The sequence below is a fragment of the Bacillus sp. DJP31 genome, from assembly GCF_049310945.1.
GTDB lineage: Bacteria > Bacillota > Bacilli > Bacillales > SA4 > Bacillus_BS.
On record NZ_JBMERO010000011.1, the window covers coordinates 66,525 to 87,518 of the forward strand.

The 20,994-nt window shown below is 38.7% G+C and carries 22 protein-coding genes and 1 pseudogene; 1 reads left to right on the forward strand and 22 read right to left on the reverse strand.

What is annotated here, in order from left to right:
* Positions 1-65 precede the first annotated feature (65 nt).
* Positions 66-887: a serine/threonine protein kinase gene (locus tag ACOI1C_RS11965; protein ID WP_422510755.1), complete on the reverse strand. Its 822-nt coding sequence runs from the start codon at positions 885-887 to the stop codon at positions 66-68.
* On the reverse strand, positions 887-1,066 hold the full coding sequence (locus ACOI1C_RS11970; RefSeq protein WP_422510756.1) for a hypothetical protein: 180 nt from the start codon (positions 1,064-1,066) through the stop codon (positions 887-889). Before ACOI1C_RS11970 ends, ACOI1C_RS11965 begins: the two co-directional genes overlap by 1 nt.
* Before the next feature lie 550 nt (positions 1,067-1,616).
* On the opposite strand from ACOI1C_RS11970, the gene ACOI1C_RS11975 reads away from it, so the two are divergent.
* The gene (locus ACOI1C_RS11975) at positions 1,617-2,879 is read left to right on the forward strand and encodes an MDR family MFS transporter (protein WP_422510757.1); all 1,263 of its coding nucleotides are present in this window, start codon (positions 1,617-1,619) and stop codon (positions 2,877-2,879) included.
* Between the two features lie 184 nt (positions 2,880-3,063).
* Here the strand turns inward: ACOI1C_RS11975 and ACOI1C_RS11980 are convergent, their stop codons facing one another.
* The 20 genes and pseudogenes from ACOI1C_RS11980 to ACOI1C_RS12075 all read right to left on the reverse strand — a co-directional run bounded on the left by ACOI1C_RS11980 (position 3,064) and on the right by ACOI1C_RS12075 (position 20,983).
* A complete protein-coding gene (locus ACOI1C_RS11980; protein ID WP_422510758.1) occupies positions 3,064-4,419 on the reverse strand; it encodes a hypothetical protein in 1,356 nt (451 codons plus the stop codon).
* A 360-nt stretch (positions 4,420-4,779) separates the two neighbouring features.
* On the reverse strand, positions 4,780-5,058 hold the full coding sequence (locus tag ACOI1C_RS11985) for a type II CAAX prenyl endopeptidase Rce1 family protein (protein WP_422510759.1): 279 nt from the start codon (positions 5,056-5,058) through the stop codon (positions 4,780-4,782).
* Between the two features lie 201 nt (positions 5,059-5,259).
* Positions 5,260-5,751, reverse strand: coding sequence for a hypothetical protein (locus ACOI1C_RS11990; RefSeq protein WP_422510760.1), 492 nt, complete (start codon positions 5,749-5,751; stop codon positions 5,260-5,262).
* Entirely contained in the window at positions 5,748-6,683 is a 936-nt protein-coding gene (locus tag ACOI1C_RS11995; protein ID WP_422510761.1) for a ParA family protein, read from the reverse strand. Before ACOI1C_RS11995 ends, ACOI1C_RS11990 begins: the two co-directional genes overlap by 4 nt.
* Before the next feature lie 155 nt (positions 6,684-6,838).
* A pseudogene (locus ACOI1C_RS12000) lies at positions 6,839-7,169 on the reverse strand (GGDEF domain-containing protein).
* Positions 7,170-7,203: 34 nt separating this feature from the next.
* Complete coding sequence (locus ACOI1C_RS12005) at positions 7,204-7,686, reverse strand: hypothetical protein (protein ID WP_422510762.1); 483 nt, start codon at positions 7,684-7,686, stop codon at positions 7,204-7,206.
* Positions 7,676-8,053 carry a hypothetical protein gene (locus ACOI1C_RS12010; RefSeq protein WP_422510763.1) on the reverse strand — a complete coding sequence of 126 codons (378 nt, stop codon included), beginning with the start codon at positions 8,051-8,053 and terminating at the stop codon, positions 7,676-7,678. Before ACOI1C_RS12010 ends, ACOI1C_RS12005 begins: the two co-directional genes overlap by 11 nt.
* A 407-nt stretch (positions 8,054-8,460) precedes the next feature.
* Positions 8,461-8,748, reverse strand: coding sequence for a hypothetical protein (locus tag ACOI1C_RS12015; RefSeq protein WP_422510764.1), 288 nt, complete (start codon positions 8,746-8,748; stop codon positions 8,461-8,463).
* Between the two features lie 56 nt (positions 8,749-8,804).
* A complete protein-coding gene (locus ACOI1C_RS12020) occupies positions 8,805-9,137 on the reverse strand; it encodes a hypothetical protein (RefSeq protein ID WP_422510765.1) in 333 nt (110 codons plus the stop codon).
* Positions 9,138-9,469: 332 nt separating this feature from the next.
* Positions 9,470-10,126 (reverse strand): carboxymuconolactone decarboxylase family protein, encoded by a 657-nt coding sequence (locus tag ACOI1C_RS12025; RefSeq protein ID WP_422510766.1) that lies wholly within the window; start codon positions 10,124-10,126, stop codon positions 9,470-9,472.
* A 106-nt stretch (positions 10,127-10,232) separates the two neighbouring features.
* Positions 10,233-11,495: a hypothetical protein gene (locus ACOI1C_RS12030; protein WP_422510767.1), complete on the reverse strand. Its 1,263-nt coding sequence runs from the start codon at positions 11,493-11,495 to the stop codon at positions 10,233-10,235.
* Between the two features lie 2 nt (positions 11,496-11,497).
* Positions 11,498-12,223, reverse strand: a complete 726-nt coding sequence (locus ACOI1C_RS12035) for a creatininase family protein (RefSeq protein WP_422510768.1) — start codon at positions 12,221-12,223, stop codon at positions 11,498-11,500.
* A 23-nt stretch (positions 12,224-12,246) separates the two neighbouring features.
* Positions 12,247-13,629, reverse strand: a complete 1,383-nt coding sequence (locus ACOI1C_RS12040; RefSeq protein ID WP_422510769.1) for an amidase — start codon at positions 13,627-13,629, stop codon at positions 12,247-12,249.
* Positions 13,630-13,708: 79 nt separating this feature from the next.
* Positions 13,709-15,370: an ABC transporter substrate-binding protein gene (locus ACOI1C_RS12045; RefSeq protein ID WP_422510770.1), complete on the reverse strand. Its 1,662-nt coding sequence runs from the start codon at positions 15,368-15,370 to the stop codon at positions 13,709-13,711.
* 93 nt (positions 15,371-15,463) lie between these two features.
* Positions 15,464-16,282 (reverse strand): nickel transporter permease, encoded by an 819-nt coding sequence (nikC, locus tag ACOI1C_RS12050; protein WP_422510771.1) that lies wholly within the window; start codon positions 16,280-16,282, stop codon positions 15,464-15,466.
* Positions 16,283-16,294: 12 nt separating this feature from the next.
* Positions 16,295-17,314, reverse strand: a complete 1,020-nt coding sequence (locus ACOI1C_RS12055; protein WP_422510772.1) for an ABC transporter permease — start codon at positions 17,312-17,314, stop codon at positions 16,295-16,297.
* Between the two features lie 24 nt (positions 17,315-17,338).
* On the reverse strand, positions 17,339-18,295 hold the full coding sequence (locus tag ACOI1C_RS12060; protein ID WP_422510773.1) for an ABC transporter ATP-binding protein: 957 nt from the start codon (positions 18,293-18,295) through the stop codon (positions 17,339-17,341).
* Positions 18,249-19,265, reverse strand: coding sequence for an ABC transporter ATP-binding protein (locus ACOI1C_RS12065; RefSeq protein ID WP_422510774.1), 1,017 nt, complete (start codon positions 19,263-19,265; stop codon positions 18,249-18,251). The genes ACOI1C_RS12060 and ACOI1C_RS12065 overlap by 47 nt, the downstream gene beginning before the upstream one ends.
* A gap of 28 nt (positions 19,266-19,293) precedes the next feature.
* On the reverse strand, positions 19,294-19,947 hold the full coding sequence (locus tag ACOI1C_RS12070) for a GntR family transcriptional regulator (protein ID WP_422510775.1): 654 nt from the start codon (positions 19,945-19,947) through the stop codon (positions 19,294-19,296).
* On the reverse strand, positions 19,931-20,983 hold the full coding sequence (locus tag ACOI1C_RS12075; protein WP_422510776.1) for a ketopantoate reductase family protein: 1,053 nt from the start codon (positions 20,981-20,983) through the stop codon (positions 19,931-19,933). The genes ACOI1C_RS12070 and ACOI1C_RS12075 overlap by 17 nt, the downstream gene beginning before the upstream one ends.
* Between the last annotated feature and the right edge of the window lie 11 nt (positions 20,984-20,994).

Genomic DNA, 20,994 nt, shown 5'->3' on the forward strand with positions numbered 1-20,994 from the left:
CTAAAACCGACATCTTTTTGGAATTAAATCAGTTGTCAATGTGAAAAAACCACGTAACCTAATGGCTAAGTGGTCTCATCCTTTTGTAGACAACTACTGTTTAAGATCATTGCATTCTCAATATCGGTAATAATGTCCCTAACATCCTCATAACAACGATTCAACTTAAGCAATCTCCGAATAATCATGATAGTCTCTGGCTGAAGAATTAGCTCCTCTTCCCAGCTAAGATCCTTCTTTCTAGTAACCTCATATTGAGAATACAATAGAAACAGTAAAAACTGTCCTAATGCATAAAAGTCACTTGTAACAGACATTTCACGGTACAATCTTTTTTCTAAGGGCATGGATTCAAGCGAGATAGGATCTATCTGTTTGCCCAATACAGCTGCAAGGCCAAAATCGATAACAAATACTTCTTGTTCGTTGATTAGAATATTGGGTAAACGAAGATCGCGGTGGATGATCTTTTGCTGATGTAAGTACTCCACGACCTTCAAAACCTCTAAAAGTAACTGCAAGCTTTCTTTTTCATTGAAGGTCCGCCCCTCATGAAATAGGAGCTCCTCTACATTTCTCCCATCCACAAACTCCATGACAAGAAAACTCTTTTGATCTTCTTGAAAGAAATCGATGAACCTAGGGATCGAAGGATGAGTGAGAGAGGCTAGCATTTTTGCCTCTCTCTGCAGTAACCCAAGTCTCACTTTACTCTTTCTCTTACGCAACTGCTTTACAACTACCGTTTTCATTGCTTCTTGATCTAGGGCAAGGTACACCATTCCGTAGCTTCCTTTTCCAATGAAACGTATGACTTTATAACGATTATGCAAAAATGAATGAATATTTAGCGGTCTTTCTAGGAGATCAGCTATCCAATTTTGCATCAGCTGCTGCTATAAGACTTCCCGAAAAAACCACCAGATTTGTGTTTTTTCTTATAATACCCGTGACCGTAGCTTGAAGGATGCTGACCGTAATGCTTCTTTTTATAATCACTACTTGAATAGTGATGCTTTGAGTGTGACTTGCTTTTAAGTAAGGCTTTAATAATCTTCTTTAACATTGAAATCACCCTTTTTGTCGAATTTTTTAAAGTGATACAAAAAACACTTCTACCCAATGGTAAAAGTGTTCTATACATAGAGGCACCTTTACCAGAATTGGCAAAGGTCTCGCTAACAACAATGTTGCATGTTGCCAAATAAAGCCGAGGACCAAAAAAATCCTGTACTGACGACTTTATTGTAAAAGCTACTCCCCTTTGAATATGAAGTTTTATTATACTTATAAGTTTATCAGGATTGGTTTCATTATTCAAATAATATACTTTTTATCGATTATTTTGAGTGGACATTCGTTCTGATTTGGTAAATTCTGTCTCCCTTCTTCTATGAAATCTGAGAAATCTAACAATACTGTTACGTATTGCCAAACAAGATATTCACTATTATAATCATTTCTTTTATTAACATAATTCAGCAATCCATTTTAAAATAGATTAGGACTCTATCAGTCTAAAGTATGAAGTTCCTTCCATCTCATTGCGGATAGTAGTAGTTGTTTAGTAGGGTTATATTTAAAGTAGAAAACTAAAACAACAAGAGGTGAGGACAATGAGGTTTAGAGATTTTCATATGAACATCAAAATTAGAATTATTGAGACGTTTTTGAGTCGGTTAGTGGGTGGAATGGTATTCCCGTTCATGGCGATCTACTTAGCAAGTCATTTTAGCTCTAAGCTTACTGGGATTATGCTTATGTTTAATGTGTTAATGGGAGCCGTGGTCAATTTCTTTGGCGGCTATTATGCGGACCGAGTAGGTAGAAAGAAAATCATGGCGTTTGCAGAGGTTCTTCGAGTCTTCGCTTTCGCTATGATGGCCTTAGCGAATTCACCTTGGTTTGATTTGCCACTGTTAACCTTTTTCATGATGATGATTAACAGTGTTTGCTGGGGATTAGCAGGTCCTGCCAACCAAGCGATGCTGATTGATGTTTCCACTCCTGAACAACGTAAGCTGATCTATTCCATCACGTACTGGGCAACCAATTTATCCATTGCAGTGGGTGGGATTGCAGGAGGGTTTTTCTTCAAAACGCATTTATTTGAGCTGTTTGTAACGACCTCCCTTATTGCCTTAATAGTTGCCTTGCTCGTTGTTTTCTTTATAAAGGAAAGCTATACACCAACAGATCTTGGAAAACAGAGCTTTAACCCGAAAGGAATATTCAAAAGCTATGGGAAGGTTATGCAGGATCGGCTGTTTCTCCTCTATGTTCTAGCTAGTTTATTCATCATGACCATGGAATTTCATCTTACGAACTTTATTGGAATTCGATTGACTGCGGAAATGCCACTGCAATTATTCCTGAGTTGGGAACTTGATGGCGTTAAAATGCTTGGCTTTTTACGGACAGAAAATACTGTTCTTGTTGTACTTACATCCCTTTTTGCCGCAAGAATGTTCGCAAAATTCAAGGATGGATCTGTCTTAGTAGCTGGCTGCTCCATGTATGTCATTAGTTACGCTGCTATTTCCTATTTCAACAACATTTGGGTATTGTTTGCTTTTATGTTACTAGCGACTATTGGTGAGGTTAGTAAGGTTCCCGTTCAGCAATCCTATCTTGCGTCCATCCCACCCGATGACGCAAGAAGCACGTATATGGCCATAAACGGATTAACCTTTAACGGAGCCATGCTCATCTCTTCCCTTTTTGTTACCTTAAGTGCCTTCCTCCCATCGATCTGGATGTCCATCCTGAATCTCGCCGTCGGTATGGCTGGAGTATTCATCTTCGCTTCCATCATTCCGGGACTAGAAGGTCGACGTCAAGCTAGCCAAGTAGCAAGTACTCAAGCAAAACCAGCTTAATTTCCATTAATAAATATTTATTTAAAATAGTACACATACTAAAAAAGATCAGGTGAATCAAACACATGATCAACTCAACTAGATGCCGCAATGGACGGCAATACCTTTTTATACAAGAAGAAGGAACTGTCTACTCCCTGTCGTGGTGAGATCGTTCCTTCTTTTTGTGTAGTAACATTCTTGGTTATTGAGTAAAGATGCTAAGAAGATAGATCATAGAAACTCCAATTGAAAACGTAACAAGGGCAAACAGTCCATTCCATCTTAAACCCACTGTTAGACTATCTGTTTTCGCCGCCTGACTGATGATCATATTGATCGCAGCAAATGGACTGATAATGGATGATACAGACCATGCCATAATAAAGAGTAAGGCGAGAATCTCAGGTGTTGTTCCTAACAATTCAGGACTAATTTGGGCCGCAATAACAGGAATGGAGATAATCTGATGAACACCTATGAATGAAAGCAAGGCAATCAATCCAGTAATAAACAGGATGAGGAGGAAAAAGGAACTTTCTGATATGGAAACCATAATTTGCTGCAATCCTTTTGAGAGCTCGGAGCCTGCCAAAGCAGCCCCAAAGAAACCCGCACTCAGAAACAACACAATTTCACTATTCATCTGATCTGGAATCTTTTTCGTATACTGAATCATTTCCTTGAGGGTTTTACGGAGATTTCTTCTGATTATTCCCGCAAGGAGTGGAAAGATAAATGCAATCATACTTACGAGTAAAAGCATGGATTCCCCAGTGACTTTTTCTAAAAGTAATAAAAGACCAATAAGAGAGGTTAATACCCCGACTAGTATGAGGATATTCTTTTTATGAGAGCTTAACAAAGTCATAGATTCTTCTTCGGTCTCAGTTTCTAAGATTTTCCCCACACCTGATTGCTTCCGGTAAAGTACATTCCCAGCAATCAAGATGAGAAAGGCATACGTTAAACCAATCAAAATATAATCACTGATTTGAAGACCCGTGTAAAATAGAACGAGTGCAATCGAGCCAAAATAGGGAGACCATACCATGGCTGTTGCAAAGCCCACAAAACTAGCATTTGCTTGAAGCTTTGGGTGAAGATGAATGTCTTGAATAATGTCATTCATAATTCGAACAGAACCTAGGTTTAAAATCGGTGACAGTAACGCTAAAAAAGCTGTAATACTAAAGAAGGTCTTCTTTTCATTGTTCTTCCAACGATCAATAAAATAATAAGGGGATTCTAGCAAACCGCTACTTCTTAATGGAATTGAAATAAGTGGTACAAATAAAATTAAAGTTAGCAGCGGTAGATTTGTCAGCAATCCGCCTAGGTCAAAGACTGTCATATCTTTGTTCAGGAAATTGAAAAGTAACCCTAGACTCACAAGCGTAATCCCCATATACTTGGTCACTCTCTTCGTATAGTAAATGCAAATGAGCAGCACACCCATTGAAAGATAAGACAATACATTGGCAACCATTGTTGAGGCTATAAAAGAATTTAATAGATTGGCTATGCAAAGAAATGCTATTATAATACTAATCTTGTTCAAGGTAATCCCTACTTTTAGTGATTATGATTTTGTTCACAGGTTCTATTATAACGCTTGTTTACTATATTTAGAGCCTCTATTTTAAAAAAATCAGGTGCACTGTTCACCTGATCACTACAAATACATGCTGAATAAATTATACTTCCTTCACTCTCTATTCCTTCTCCCGATCTTCTAAATATTCTGAGTCGGTTCTTCAACCAAAACGAGTGATTGTTTATACCGTTGTTCCCTTTCAACAATCGACAACGTTAGGTAAATCACCAGCATGAGTAAAAAGAACACCCCATGTGACCACTCCCATACATTCCAACTGAGACTTGTTGTCACGTTGTGAATCCCGTGCGCCAAAACCATGATTCAGAGATTTCGAGTCCACAACAAGAGAAACCCAAGCAATAATCCCATGTTTGTATAATAGACAATAGAGCCCACATTTACTTCAAAAGGCTGCCCTACACTTAAAATATGACCAATCCCGAATAGGAGAGAACTCAAGAAAAGTGCCATACACCAAAAACCAAATGTTTTCCCACGTGTCCACATGTTAGGGAATAGGCGTTTGGTAAGATGTAAGAATAAGACGATATAACCAAGTCTCCATACTTCTTCCATGAAGAATCCAGAACCCACTCCCATTCACTAGAAGGACAAAAAGCGTAGTGCTGATGATCCATTTCCAACTGTTTTTCAAAATGGCTTTTCCCCTCGGGTTTTAAATAAGTACTTTTTTATAAAAAAATAGACGTCTATTCTTGAAAATGATAGACGACTAAACGTTTACTATGTTTTTGTTAATCTTCAAATTATTGTATAACTACAGAATTTATAATAGATTTATTAGATCGTTTTCGAGAAGGCCTCTCCTCTTTTTCTCGCACGGATGTTCCGTCTAATGGATTTTAGTAGATCTTCCTTTTTCCCCTTAAGTTCAGTCTGCTCACCAGTCAACAAACAATAAAGCAATTTTAAGTCCAAGGCTGTCGTTTTTTTAACGATCTCTGAATCCTGGAAGCCCTCTAAAAATTCAAGCACTTCTTCACTCGTACTTATTTTAGTATAGTTCATTTTCGTACCTTTTATTTCAATAGATTTTTTCTCAAGTAGCAAACCAATTGCATGTTCAAAGGAAGTGACTTTTTTCACTTTCTTCCTCGTTTCCTTACACACAAGTGGTTCATTTCCGTTTAAGTTGTCCAACGAGTTCACTAGTTTAATAGCGTTTGTTAATTCCAATAATTCTTTCCTGAATTTTGATTCATCAATTGACAAATAAATGGAACGAAGCTGTTCAAGATATTTTGAAACATCACTAAATGTTACCTTAGTCATTTCTTTTCTCCTATTATGGCTAGTGTTCGTAAGGGTTCTCGTTCAATACAGGCAAGAAGTTCATAGGTGAGCTCTTTATATTCCTCACTTTTTTCACCGTCAGCTGTTGACCTTGCAATTTTTTCGTAGTTTTTTATAATTGTGTCAAACACAAACTTCTCTTCATGTGGTGTAGACAATTGTGTTTTGACCTTTGCTTTTTTCAAATCCTCTTTTAATTCATTCATCACCTCAACATTCTTAACGAGACCCTTTTTCAACGTTTCAAAGATTCCGAGTAATTCAGGTACTGGGCCAAACAGTAGTTGAGCAAGCATTGCGTTTTCGTGTTCTACACATTTTCTCTGATATATTTTTTCAACCGTCGTAATGTAATGGACAACCCCTCTAACGCTCATTGTTTGGATGATGGACGGGATGACGTAATAATCCGATAAGAGAAAAGCACCTTGCGTAATGATGTTATTGCTTGGAGGGCAATCAAACAGAATATAATCAAAATCTCTTTCTAGAACACTAGATTCAAAAAATTGCTGTAGTGGTAAAAGGTCATAAAAATCATCCTTAAGCTTTAGTGCGAGGTCATCAAGACCACCATTGACATAAAACGTATTCGACGGGATAAAATGAACACCCTCCACCGTTTGTTTGATCAATGGCTTCTTATCGATGGTAACTTGTAGGGAAGGAAATCGTTTGATTTGATGCCACATATCATATACATAATTTAGACATTCATTGGGTTGCAGCTTTTCAAGATCAAAATTGATTCTCGCTAAACAGATTTCACTCAATGAGCATTGTGGATCGAGATCAATTAATAACACCTTTTTTCCGGATTCCACCATATGTAAGGCAATCTGATAAATACTGGTCGTCTTACCAACGCCACCTTTGTAATTCCCAACGAATATCTTCTTAGACTTTGTCAACGATGCATCCCTCCTGATGTAGGCTCATTTATATGTATTAGAGGGATTTATTTTTATACCTTCTAAGAAGGGATTAGGATCAAAAAAAGGCTTGTCCTATTAGACAGCCTACTTAAGTGGATTGCTTCAGGTATCCCATATATTTATGGTGTAACCTATTCATCGGAGCACTTCTTTGCAAATTTCCGTTCATACATATGTTTATCTGCAAACCTGATTAATTCGACAAGAGTCGTTGCCTGTTTGGGATAGACTGACTTTCCAATGGAAATCGAAATATGGACTCCAAGTTTTTTTAGATGCTGCTTCAATGTCTTCCTGAACTCGCTCCAAAACAACGAGTGGAGTCGCTTCGTCACTGTAAGGCATGATAACCAAAAACTCATCCCCGCCCCATCGCGCTACAATATCCCCTTTTCTAGTAGACTTACAAAAAGCTTGAGCTATTTCGTAAAAATACCTTAAAATCAAAAAACTTAACTCCATATAAGTTAAGTTTTTTGGATAACATTACAATTTTTTATTTGAAAACCATCGCAATAACCTCGTCAATGGTCAGGTTGCTATTAATTTCATACGTTCCAGGGCGTAAATCGCCTGACTTGCCTCTATTCTCAACCTCTGTAAAAAACGTCATTGCGTTATCAGTAATCTTGGCCTGAACCAGTACCTCTCCAACATCAATACTTGTCATACCAGATGTAACATTGAGAATGGTACTAGAAACGGCTGTCTCTTTTCCTTCAACTACAGGCTCAACTTTCTCTTCAACAGCATCCATCGCTGCAAGCTGCGCCTTCCACTCTTCTTCAGAGTGAATAACATACCCAGCAGTTGCTAACGTGTTTTTCATCTCTTTTTCTGACAGTTTTTCGTTTTGAGTGGTTTCCTTCGAACTCTCATTTCCCGTTACTTCGTTTGGACCCATAAAATAGGCAGCACAACATATCGCGGTTGCAACAAAAAGTCCCGATGCAAAGCTGTTCATTCGACTAGTGTTCATTTGCAGCTTGTCTCCTTTCATCTACTGAAGACATATAGGGAGCTAGCAATGTTTCGATTTCACTTTCATCTACCTGCTTTTTCGCTGCCATAATCTCCATTGAGTATCCTCGCTTGTATAAGTCAAGTAATTCACGTAATAAGAGACGCTCCTTGTAGGATGATCCCAATTCATGTGCCGTAATTTCAACATCAATCTCCATTGTATTGATTTGACCTTGGAGCTTATTGATTTCTTCCATAACTGTATATTGCATAGTATCCATTTTTTGCTGCTCCACTTTTGCTACTTGTCTATTTTTATAGAAAGACAAAATGAACAAAAAAGCTGCTGATCCAAACAATAAGACTATAGCCCATTCAATCATACATGGTCCTCCTTCAAATTAATCTATCATCATACAATGTCCTATTATACAAAAAAATGATAGAGTAAGGGGGATAATTCAGTAAAACACTTCCATAGTCAGGGATTTTGGAAGATTTAACCGAAGTATTCACGTGGGAAATAGTTACTAAAGACCTAGCTGTATTGGCAACGAACAAGACTAGGGCAATTCCATACTGAAGATATTTTATGAATGGTTTCTTGATGGACAACAAAGAAAAGAAGAGAATAATCATATAATTTACAACATAAAAAATCCAATCGTAAATGAGGTAATAGCCCTTGGGAGCTGCAATGGAGAGCAGCAAAACCTGAAAAATGATCAGTAGAACGGCCTCAACAATTAGTACTATTTGTATGTTTCGGTTTTACATCATAAAACATCTCCTACAATCCAAAGTGAGTCATCATTTCAGGATATAGTGAATCTCTCTCTTCTACAATGTCCCATGTTACCCCTGTGTTTACACTACGAAAGGCAAGCACAACACCATTTCGAATAACCACAAGGTAACCTGTTTGGTTACCAGGCAAAAAATCAATGTACATCACGTCATATCCTTTTTCTAAATCATGAGTCGCAGTCTTGGATATGCTTCCAATACTCCAATATTCACCTTTCCCATCATTTTCAATAATGCTGATGTTTTTATGGACCGCGTCCACCGTAAACAATGGCTATTTTTCCAGGTGTTATATGAAAGTTCCTTCTTGCCAACGTTTCATGATAGTCATTGATACGAGCATAGCCAAATAATCATCATCGGGTACTTGCAGCCATGTCTACCCATTGTTATGAGTACATACAGCCAAACCTTATGTATCATAAAATCTTGGACATATTCGACAGGTAAAGTGGTTTCAAAAGTTCCAGGTACACCATGCGAAATCATTTTATCAATATGTTGGGGGATTAGTTGCTCCTCCAGTGTTTCCTTTGTAAGTAATGGATCTTTTTGAACATAACGAGAATTCACATGATCAATTACACTTTTACTTCCATAAAAAGCGGGAAATACAAGCAGTATACTAATGAAGAAAATTGTAATGATCCTTATATTCATAGAAACTCCTCTATTTTGAGAAATCTTTATTTTTGTAATTTTTTATCCCCTTTACTCAGAATGACATTCTCCAATCAATTTTTTCTGAAAAATTTAAATAGTTTACGACTATTTATTCGGAGCTAGTGGAATAATCAGTTTTTTGTATAACCTATAACCTTGATGAGAACGTATATTCTACTCTGATTATATACAAGTCAAATTAAAAAGCAAAGCTTTTGCTTTGCTTTGATAAACTGATCTTCTTTCACTATATTTTTGTAAACTTACTTTCACCCAATCTTGGAAACAAGGTACTTTTCCCTCGCCCCCTCTATCCTCTTGTTATACCACTATTTGTTATAAGAATTAAGTGCATTTACTCCATGAGCAATGGCAGATCCTGCTTTTAGAGCAGTAGCTACAAAAATAGACTCTGAAATCTCTTCAAGTGTCGCACCAGAATTCTTTGCCCCTTTCGTATGGACATCGATACAATATGGACATCCAGTTGTGTGAGCTACTGCAATTGCGATTAATTCTTTCTCTTTTTGATTCAATAAACCTGCCTTCATTGCTTGTTGATCAAAATCAATGAAAGCTTTGAATGCGTCTCCCTGTAAATCTGAAAATTCTTTAATTCTACTAAAATATGTACTCTTATACAATTCTTCCTTACCTTCACCATCAAAGGCATTTAAAGCATTTACCCCATGAGCTAGAGCAGAACCAGCTTTAAGTGCCGTTGCAACCATAATTGCCTCAGCCATCTCTTCCTTAGTACCTTCGTTCTTTTTCAAACCATTGACATGAACTTCAATACAATAAGGACAGCCCGTTGTATGCGCAACAGCAACTGCAATTAACTCCTTTAGCTTTACTGGTAATTTACCTGGAGCTAATGCTTTCTGATCGAATTCAACAAACGCCTTAAACGCTTCTGGTGATAGGCTTCCAAACTCTGAGATGCGGTGAAAATAAGACTTCTGATAAAGTGATTCGTTCTTCATGTTTATCCCCCTTATAATTTCCATAAAAGTATCAGTATAGATATTCAACAAAAGGTAGGGAAGGGATTATCCTATCAGACATAATTACTTTTTTCACAAAAGTGGGTCAAGGTACCTGTCCCCGTGGTTGCCCGTGGTTGTCAAAGGGTTGAAATTCAGAACCGGTTAGATGACTTATTGCGTCAATAAAGGTGTTGGTCGTATGAGGTGTGTCGTATAATTGGTGAAAGTATTCTGCCCTTTTATCCCTAGGTGTAGCATCATAGGCCAGACCAACCATCCAACGACCATAATAGTAGGAAGGATAATACGTCTTTTGGACGGGGTCTGAGAAAAAGCGGAAGCAGTTGTGTGCTTCAATGGTGGTAATTCCACCTTTATGGATCATGTAATCAATGACCTCAGCTTTACTTGAATGCCCTAGATTATACATATAACAAGCATTCGTCATAAAGATGCGTTGTAAATCTAGGAAATTCCGTGCAAGGAGATATTGTTTTTTAGACTCATTGCTAACGCCTGGCGTCTCTTCGTCTTCTGTATCCCAGCCTAAAAAGTGAAGGGCCGTTTCAGGACCACCTTCAAATAAGGCATTTGTTGGACTATTAATTAGATAATAAGAAGCTTCTAAGGGTAGTTTCCCTTGTTTAAATAAATAATCCCATCTGCAATAAAAGGCTTGATGGCCAGGATATGCTTCGTGTGTCATAATTTGGGCAAGGATAGGCTCTGTCCATGGTCGGTCAATATTAAAGGTAAGATTTCCACGATAATCTCCTACATATTTTGAGTAACCACTCCAAAATACATCCCTTATGGAACTAATCGAATCAATTCCATCTTCTTCTGGAAGCCCAATTACACGTTTTAAAGTTCCTTCCTTACTCAGTTTCATGAAATTCTCTGCCACTTTTGTTACATTTTCAGGTTGTATGAGCTTATCACTGCGCCATTTCTCAACATTGTCTTTAAAACTACCTTGGTATCCATTATCTGCTAAACCCTTCTCTACCTTTTCCTTTAAAAAAGAAATTTTCTCCTCAGTAATAAGGGTGGAAGGCAGCTCTTGAATATTTAAAATTAGCTCATCATACGGAATCTCATCCCTTTGGAGACTTCGAGCAAAATAACGGAAACCATTTGTCATCGCACGTAAATATCTTCCTGGATGACCGTCCAAATACTTAATTTCTTTCTCTACTTCATCAAGCTTTAGAACAATTTGATCAAGGCTTGGAAGTGTGGGTTGAATATCACTATAGCTTGCTGTTGCCACTTCTGTGTTATGTAGCTTCTTGGCCTGTTCATTCAAACTCACAACAATATCAACAATCGATTCCCCAACAGACTCTTTCGTCCAGCGTAGCATTGTCATTCCCCCTGTTCATTTGAAATGGACCACAAGTTTTCAATATCATTGATCATTAACGGAATAATGGCTTCATACAGTTGCTCTCCTTTGGCAGCAGTAGATTCTCCAGGATTACCTGAGTAGGCATCTGGAAATAAATCATTGCCCCAGTTCTTGTATTTCACATTAAAATAGGCAGGTAACTCGTTTGGAACTAGCCCTTGTGTTTCGGCTAATTCCTCATTAATGGCGAGAATGAGTGAGGTTTCATCTTCACCTGCATGACCGAATCCTGGGGTTATGGTTACAATCGTATTTCGGTAGTCAAGCCACCAATTCATGGTTAACACAACCATACCAAGCTCAGCCAATTTCTCTGAGGCAATTTGCAGACTTGGAATATTTCCACCATGCCCGTTAAATAAAATCAAATTTTGAAATCCATTTCTATAAAACTCTTGTCCTACTTCATAGACGTAATTAATGAAGGTCTCACTTGAAATATCAATGGTTCCATCAAAGGGGCGAAGTGCAAAAGATCGGCCATACGGAATCTCTGCAGCAATCATTATTTTTTCATCTAGGGCTACATTAAGGCGTTTAATAAATTCACGCGGAATGAGTACATCCGTACCTAATGAACAATGCGGACCATGTGCTTCCACCATCCCGATTGGAAGTAAAACCGTATTTATATGTTTTTTTTGCTCCTGAAATTTCCGCATATTCAAATCCATCATGTACATACGAAAACCTCCTCTCATTTTAATTAGCTAGTCACAATTGCTGGTCTATTCCGAACTCCAGAATTCTCTTCCAACACATGAGCCACATGTAGTAATTCTTTTTCACCAAAATGCCTTCCAACTAGTTGAATCCCGACAGGAAGATGAGTAGATGTAAAACCCATATTAATCGTAATTGCAGGGTGGCCTGATAGATTAAATGGACCCGTAAATGTCATTTCATTTTGATCCGCATCACCAATAATAGGATCCTCTGCTGGAGCTGGAAACGCTACGGTTGGCATGAGGACCACATCCACATCACACATGGCTTTTGTCACAATTTCCCGAAACTCCTTTTGCGCTTTTACACCCTTCAAATAGTCAAGGGCCATATGCTTGAGTCCCATCTCAATTTGTTGATACGTCATAGGTGCATATTGATCCTTTAAGTCCAACCACTTTTCATGAATTTGAGCCGCTTCAGGTAGTAATAGATTCATAATCATCTCTTCAGTAAGATTCCATTTTTCAATATCTATGGTTTCAATATCCCAACCGAGTGACTGCGCTAGCTTGATTGTTCTTATATAAATCTCTTTAACTTCCGAATCTAAGCTTGTTAATTTAAATTCTGGTAAAATACCAATCTTCTTTGGTGGGATTTCTTCGAATATGTCTAGAGAAATAAACGAGATATCTTTCCCTGCAGAATATGAATCATAAGGATTTTTTCCTGCGATAAGATTTAATAGTACAGCTGTTTCTTTCACACTTTTAGTAATGGTACCCACATGATCAAGTGACCAAGATAAAGGAAAAACACCATACGTACTAACTAAACCATATGTTGGCTTTAGACCGACAGTCCCACAATAAGATGCAGGAATTCGAATCGAGCCCCCCGTATCTGTTCCTAGTGAAAAATAACCAATACCCGCGGCAATTGCTGCTGCGGATCCACCACTTGACCCGCCGGCTGTTTTTGTGAGATCCCAAGGATTGTTCGTTTGTCCGTAATCTGGATGTACAATTCCGTACGCAAACTCCAACATATTGTTTTTTCCGAACAAGACAGCTCCTGTTTGTTGCAGTTTTTCCACTACCGTTGCTGTATAGGTAGGAACAAAATCTCGTAATATGTTTGATCCACAAGTTGTTTTAATGTCCTTTGTATAAAATAAATCCTTTACTGAAAACGGAATTCCAGTTAATAGATGTGTTTCTTGACCATTCAAAAACATTTGTTCTGCCTTCTTTGCTGATTTTATAGCATCTTCCTTCCATACAGATATAAAAGCATTGAGTTCTGGTTCCAGTTTTTCTTGCCTTTCAAACACTATTTGTAAAACTTCAACAGGTGAAATTTCTTTTTTACGGTATAGTTGGGCGACATCTATAAAAGAGCTGTATAAAATTTGATTCATAGTTGAATCACCCTTTTCATTTGTGATTTTCTTTTATAAAAAGCGGTCGCTAGGAATCACTCGACCGCTTTCATTTTACTTACTCCTTTGTAAGCTTGTGGAATGGTACATACCATGTATTCATTGGGTTGATTTCATGTCCTTTTACCCATTCTCTCTTTGCAGCTTGAACGGTATTTTGTGCAAGGAAGATGTATGGGACATCCTCAGCCATGATGGACTGAATTTCTTTGTACGCAGCATCTCTTTCTGCTTCATCACTGCTTGCTCTGGCCATTTCTAATAATTCATCCACTCTAGCGTTTTCATAGAATGCTAGGTTAAAGCCAGGTCCCTTACTAGAAGAATGCGAGAAATACCATAGATTATAATCTGGATCCGCATAGTCTGGAGTCCATGCTACTAAGCCAAAGTCATGACCACCACTCGTGACTAAATCAAGGAATGTAGGCCAAGCATAGGTTTTAATATCAACGGTTACACCAATCTTTGCTAGATCAGACTGAAGTAAAACGGCAATGTTTTTACGAACTTCATTGTTTTCAGAGATGGCCATTTCTACCGTAAATCCATCTGCCACTCCTGCTTCTTCTAAAAGGGCTTTTGCCTTGTCTAAATCATATTCATAAAGCTTCGCTTCTTCGTTATAGCCAAACATTCCTTTTGGTACAATTCCACCAATTCTTTCAGCATTTCCTAGAAACACATTGTCGATAATGACATCATAGTTAATGGCATGTGCAATGGCTTGACGTACAAGCTTATTATCAAGAGGTTTTTTGTTCATATTTAGTGGGAAGTAATCAATTTGGAAGCCAGGTGCCTTCACAACCTCCACCCCATTTTTACCATCCATCTGTTGTAACACGTCCGGTGAAATCATGGTGTCATCAAGTTGGTCAAGCTCCCCTTTTTCTAACATTAAGCGTGCAGTTGATGGTTCTGGAACAATTAGAATGTTAACGGTTTTCATTGTAGGAGAACCGCCCCAATAGTCTTCGTTTGCTTTTAATACTAACTTTTGTCCACGGTCCCAGCTTTCTAAAATGTATGGACCTGATCCAACCTCTTTATCTGCAAGATAGACTTCTCCTAAATCCTCTCCGTGCTGCTCTGCAAGATTAGGATTTAAGATGTTACCAAAAACAGTACCTAATGCTTTGACAAATGGTCCAAACGGTTTTAATAGTTTTATTTTTATCGTATGATCATCTACAATTTCAAAACTATTTTCATCAATAACTTTGTTGAAAATACCTGCTGCGGATTTTCCAATATTGATGGCACGTGTGAACGAGTATTGAACTGCTTCAGACGTCACAGGTGAACCATCATGGAACTTTGCATCTTTTCGTAAATAGAAGGTGTAGGTTTTCCCATCTTCTGAGATGTCCCACTTTTCAGCTAATTGTGGTTTTACATCCGTTGTTGTTCCGTCATACGTAACAAGGCGATCATATAGCATATAGGTAACACGGAAAGACGTATTGGCTGATGTCCCATGTGGGTCTAGATGCGGGATATCTTGGTTAGTAGCGAAATTAAACACATCTGTTTGAGCTGGACCCGCTGGTTCTTCAGTTGTCCCCTCTTCATTATTATTTTCTTCCGTATTTTCTTCTGTATTCTCATCTGTAGTTGTGGTCGTTGTTTCTTGGTTGTACTTGTTACAGCCGGCTAGAAGCATCATGGCCATCATTAGTAGGACAAACGTTTTAAACCAAGCACTATTCTTCCTCATTCACTGTTCCCCCTTGATCTCAATTGTATTCTCCAATCTACTAGCTTAATAGTTTGTCACATCCCTCCTTTAAAATAAGAAGCTTACTAGACTTTACCGTTGTTTCGGATCAAGGATGTCTCTTATACCGTCACCTAACAAATTAAAGCCTAAAACCGTAATCAATATCGCTAGTCCTGGGAATGTGGCAGCCCACCAAGCTTCTCGTAAGTTTTCACGGCTGGAAGATAGCATGGCCCCCCATTCAGGTGATGGAGGTTGTGCCCCAAGACCTATGAAACTTAAACCAGCAGCGGCTAAAATTACAAACCCTAAATCCAGAGATGCTTGAATGCTAGCTGGTGCAATCGAATTTGGAAGAACTTCTTTAAATAGAATTCGAAATGGACTAGCACCTATTGCTCGGGCAGACTCAATAAACTCAGAATTCTTAATAGATAGGACAGATGAACGAACAATCCTTGTGTACCAAGGCCACCAAACAATAGCTAGAGCGAGCAAAACATTTTCAATGGATGGCCCTAATGCTGCCGCAATGGACATCGCTAAAATGATTCCTGGAAAGGATAAAAAGATATCGGTAGTTCGCATGATGATGGAATCAACTAGTCCGCCAAAGTAACCAGCAATCGCACCTAAGATCGTACCAATCGGAAAAGATAAAACGACAACGAGTAAACCTATTTTCAGCGATATCCTTGTTCCATAGATAATTCGGCTGAATATATCTCTTCCCACTTCATCTGTTCCGAATAGATGCTCCGAGCTTGGGGGTTGTAACTTATTCACGATATCAACCTCTAACGGATCATGGGGAGCAATGAGTGGAGCAAAGGCTGCAAAAATTAATAGAAGCAGTACCACTAAGAAACCAAATACGGTTAAAGGACTGGAAAAAATTCGCCTTGCCACAGTAATCCCCCCTTATTCATATTTCAACCTCGGATCAACGACATGATAGAGAACATCAATGATTAAGTTCACGGTAATAAACAATAAAGCGATTAATATCGTCACTCCCATAACGGCTGGGAAATCTAAATAATTAATGGCGTTCACCGCATATTTTCCTAGACCAGGCCATGAAAATACAGATTCAACTAACACACTTCCACCAAGCGAGTGACCAAATGTCATCCCCATCAATGTTAATATTGGCATCATCCCGTTTTGCAAGGCGTGACCATACAATACACGGTTTTCAGACCCACCCTTTGAGTAGGCTGTACGAATATAATCACTTTTTAACACTTCCAGCATACTGGACCTTGTCATTCTTGTGATCATTCCAATCGTTACAGCTGCCTGCGTGATTCCAGGTAGTATTAAATGAATCAATGATGATTTAAAGGTTTCCCAATTACCCGTTAGTAGTGAATCCAAGGTGTACATTCCCGTAATCGTTTCTGGTGGAGAAACCCATGTATCGAGTCTTCCTGCTCCTGGAAGAATACCAATCTTTAAATAAAAGAATAGTAGAAGAATGATCCCTAGCCAGAATGCTGGCATGGCAACTCCAGTTAAAGCCATGACCCTCGTAATTTGATCGGGTAGTTGATCCTTTTTATTGGCACTTATGATTCCAAAAGGTATACCAATTAAAATGGTGAGGAACATTGAGAACAATGTTAGCTCAAGAGTGGCAGGAAAATATCTTTTTAAATCATCAACAACTGGCTGTTGTGAATACGTACTATTGCCAAAGTCTCCTTGAACGAGCCCTGTCATGTATCTCCCGTATTGAACATGGAGTGGGTCATTTAGTCCCATTTCCTCCCTTAACTGTTCAACACCTTCAGCGGTCGCTTTGGGCCCAAGGATTAATCTAGCTGGATCTCCTGGAATCGTATTTGATATAAAAAAGGTTAAAATACTGATCCCTATTAGTATAGGAATCATTAGAATGCATCTTTTTATAATGTAATGAAGAACGTCCATACCCATTTATTCCCCCTTTAAGTGTCAGCGTTAGATATGGATGCAGGACGCCCAATGATTCATCTCCATTTCCCGAAGTTGTGGGATTTCGGTTTTACACGCTGCTGTTGCAACAGGACATCTTGTATGAAAAGCACAGCCTGAAGGAGGATTGATTGGACTTGGCAAGTCCCCTTGAAGTATAATTCTACTTCTTTTTATACTTGGATCTGGAATGGGTAGTGCTGATAATAACGACTTTGTGTAAGGATGTAAGGGGGTATTATACAAAGAATCAACATCCGCTAATTCAACCACCTTACCTAAATACATCACCGCTACCCGGTCTGAAATATGCTGTACCACGGACAAATCATGTGAGATAAAAATGTAGCTGAGGTTAAATTCCTTCTGAAGATCGACTAATAGGTTTAACACTTGAGATTGAACAGACACATCTAATGCCGAAACAGGCTCATCGGCAATGATCAATTCTGGATTTAACGTTAATGCCCGAGCAATTCCAATTCGTTGACGTTGCCCTCCAGAGAATTCATGTGGATAGTTATCCAACTGATCTTTCCTTATTCCAATCTTCTCAACAAGACGTTCAATGATATTCATTCTTTCATCTCGGTTTCCGATGCTATGAATTTTTAGGGGTGCTTCTAAAATGGTACGTATGGTATTTCTTGGATTTAAAGAGGCAAAGGGATCCTGAAAGACAATTTGCATATCTCTTCTCAGTTCCTTCATTTGTTTTCTCGTAAAAGAAGAAATGTCTGTCCCTTTAAATTTAATTTCTCCAGCTGTGGGTTCAACAAGTCGTAAGATGGACCGGCCAAGACTAGACTTCCCACAGCCTGATTCCCCAACTACTCCTAGTGTTTCTCCTTTTTCAAGTGTAAAGCTCACGCCATCTACTGCTTTCACAATCCTATTTTCTCCAAAAAATCCTTTTTTAATGGGAAAGTGTTGTTTTAGATCCTTGATTTCCAACAGAGTCATTTTGTGTCACCTCTCTTTCCCCATAGATCCAACAGGAGGCCGTATGATTTTCTGTGATCTTGTAAGTGCTAGGCTGTTTTTGTCTACAAATATCCATCACTTCACTGCATCTGTCTGCAAACCTACATCCAACAGGCATATTATGAGGAGCCGGAACAGTTCCAGGTATGGAACCAAGCTTTCTCTTTGCTCCTCCGAGCTTCGGTATAGAAAGTAGAAGGCCTTTCGTATATGGGTGCTTCGGGTTTTTAAAGAGTTCGTTTACTTCAGCCTCTTCAACCACCTTTCCTGCGTACATGACCATGACTCGATTACAAACCTCTGCAACCACTCCTAAATCATGGGTAATCATAATAATACCCATATCATTTTCTTGTTTTAATTTGTTCATTAATTCAAGGATTTGGGCTTGAATCGTTACATCTAATGCCGTAGTTGGTTCGTCACAAATGAGTAACTGTGGACGGCACGCCATGGCTATCGCAATCATGACACGTTGTCTCATCCCGCCTGACAATTGGTGAGGATAATCATTCACAAGCTCTTCTGCTCTTGGGAGACCTACCTCATTCAACAGCTCGATCACTCGTTTTTTACGTTCGTTTTTTGTTAGTTTTGTATGCAGTAGAAGTGGTTCTTCAACTTGTTTTCCAACTGTATGAAGCGGATTTAAAGAGGTGAGAGGATCTTGGAAGATCATTGAAATTTGATTTCCACGGACCTTTTCTAGTCTTTTCTTTGAGTAAGAAGAAATGACCTCATCTTCTAACTTCACTTCAGCATCGAGCTTTGCCTTATCTGGTAGTAAACGCATGATAGAGAGTGCAGTCATACTTTTTCCGCAGCCCGACTCTCCTACAATTCCTAAAGTCTCACCTTTTTCAACTTGTAGGGAAACATCGTCTAGGATCGTCATATATTTTCCGGAACGTTTTAATGCTAATGTCATATGTTTTACATCAAGTAACATGCGGCACCTCCTATACGTGTAAAATGACTCACAGGTTCACCTCTTTTAAATCCTTTAAAGCGAGTAGATAATGATTTGTTATGACTTCTTGAATATCCAGAGGACTTCCCCCTTGAAGTACATCTAGTAATAACCTGTGATTCTCTACTACTTTTCTGGCACGTTTCGGGAGACTATTTGCTACGGTAAAAAACATCGCTCCAACTTGCGTATCAAGCTGTTCATGCATCTTGATTAAACGTTGATGCTTGGATGCGTTTACGATGGTACGGTGAAATAAAATATCCACTCTCGCTTCTTTTTCTAAATCCTGATTGACTAATGCTTGACTGAATTCCTCTAGTAGTTCTAACATTCTACTAAAATCTTGATTGGTTAAATGATCCGCTGCTAATTTGGCTGCTTCCCCTTCAAGCAAAGCCCTAAGTGTATAAATTTCATACACATCTTGCTGGGATAACGTGGTAACAAATGCACCTTTATTTGTTTCATGTTTGACTAAGCCCTCATTTTGCAAAAGTCTCAAGGCCTCACGCAAGGGACCTCTGGAAATCTCCATCTGTTCAGCAAGCTGTACTTGATTAATTCTTTCACCCGGCTTTAAGGTCCCATTTAAAATCATTTTTCGAATGAGTGTTGCAACATCATCAGATAATGTCCTATGGTCAATTCGTAGTTTCATTCGCACGCACCATTTCAAAGCGTTCATGTAACTCGTATAAGTTTTGCCAATCCATTTGTCTACTCCCTGTTTCAATTTCTTTAATCGCATGGACAAGAAATGTAGTAAGCGGCATTTCAATCCCATGTTTTTGCCCAATTTCAATAATAGGTACGAGCTGCTGATCAATCTCCGTTATTCTCTTTCTAACAGCTAGATCTCGCCAAATGCCACTTTTTGTTTTTTTATTAGTGGCCATACGATTTGCTAAACTTTCAAGCTGTAAATTTAATAATCTGCAATCCCGATTTTCTCTAGGATAAACAAGCGAAGGCTCCCAGTCATCAAAGCCTAACGGGTTTACTCCTTCTTTATCTGCCACCTCTAAAATTTCTGAACACAATTCCATTAGCCCATCTCGTAGCTCTATTTTTCTCACCACAACGGCCATGGTTTCATCCACCAACGCGGTCGCATATAAAAGACCTGCATAGGACATTTTGCCCCATAGGTATCCCCAAATATTGTCTGTCACTTCTACTGGACCCCAGCAGCTTAAAATTTGGCGTATTTCTTCAACCCGAGGGCTGATTACTCCATCTAGTTCACCAAGATAAAGGGCAGCAACACCTCCGTAAAGAATTCTACCTGGTTCAAGATAATCAGCTGAGAAATTAACAAAACAGCCTACCGTACGTTCCTTTCCAATTAACCCCTGTATCTTTTTTTCACATAAACCATTTTGGAAGGATACAACAAACGACTCATCTGATAATAGTGGGAGAATTTGACTAATAGCAAGGGATGTATGATGTGCTTTTACACAAAGGAATACAGCCTCTAGTGGTTTTCCACGTTCAACTAGTTCTTCAGGAGTCATTGCTTCACAGCTTACTGTAAAGGTCTCTTTGGGACCCTCAATTGTAATCCCATCCTGATTTATTTTTTGAACATGCTCTTTTGCAATATCACATAAAACAACTTGATTCCCGGCACGTGCTAAGTATGCACCGAGTACTCCTCCGATTGCACCTGCTCCAATGACTGTAATATTCATAGTACGTATCC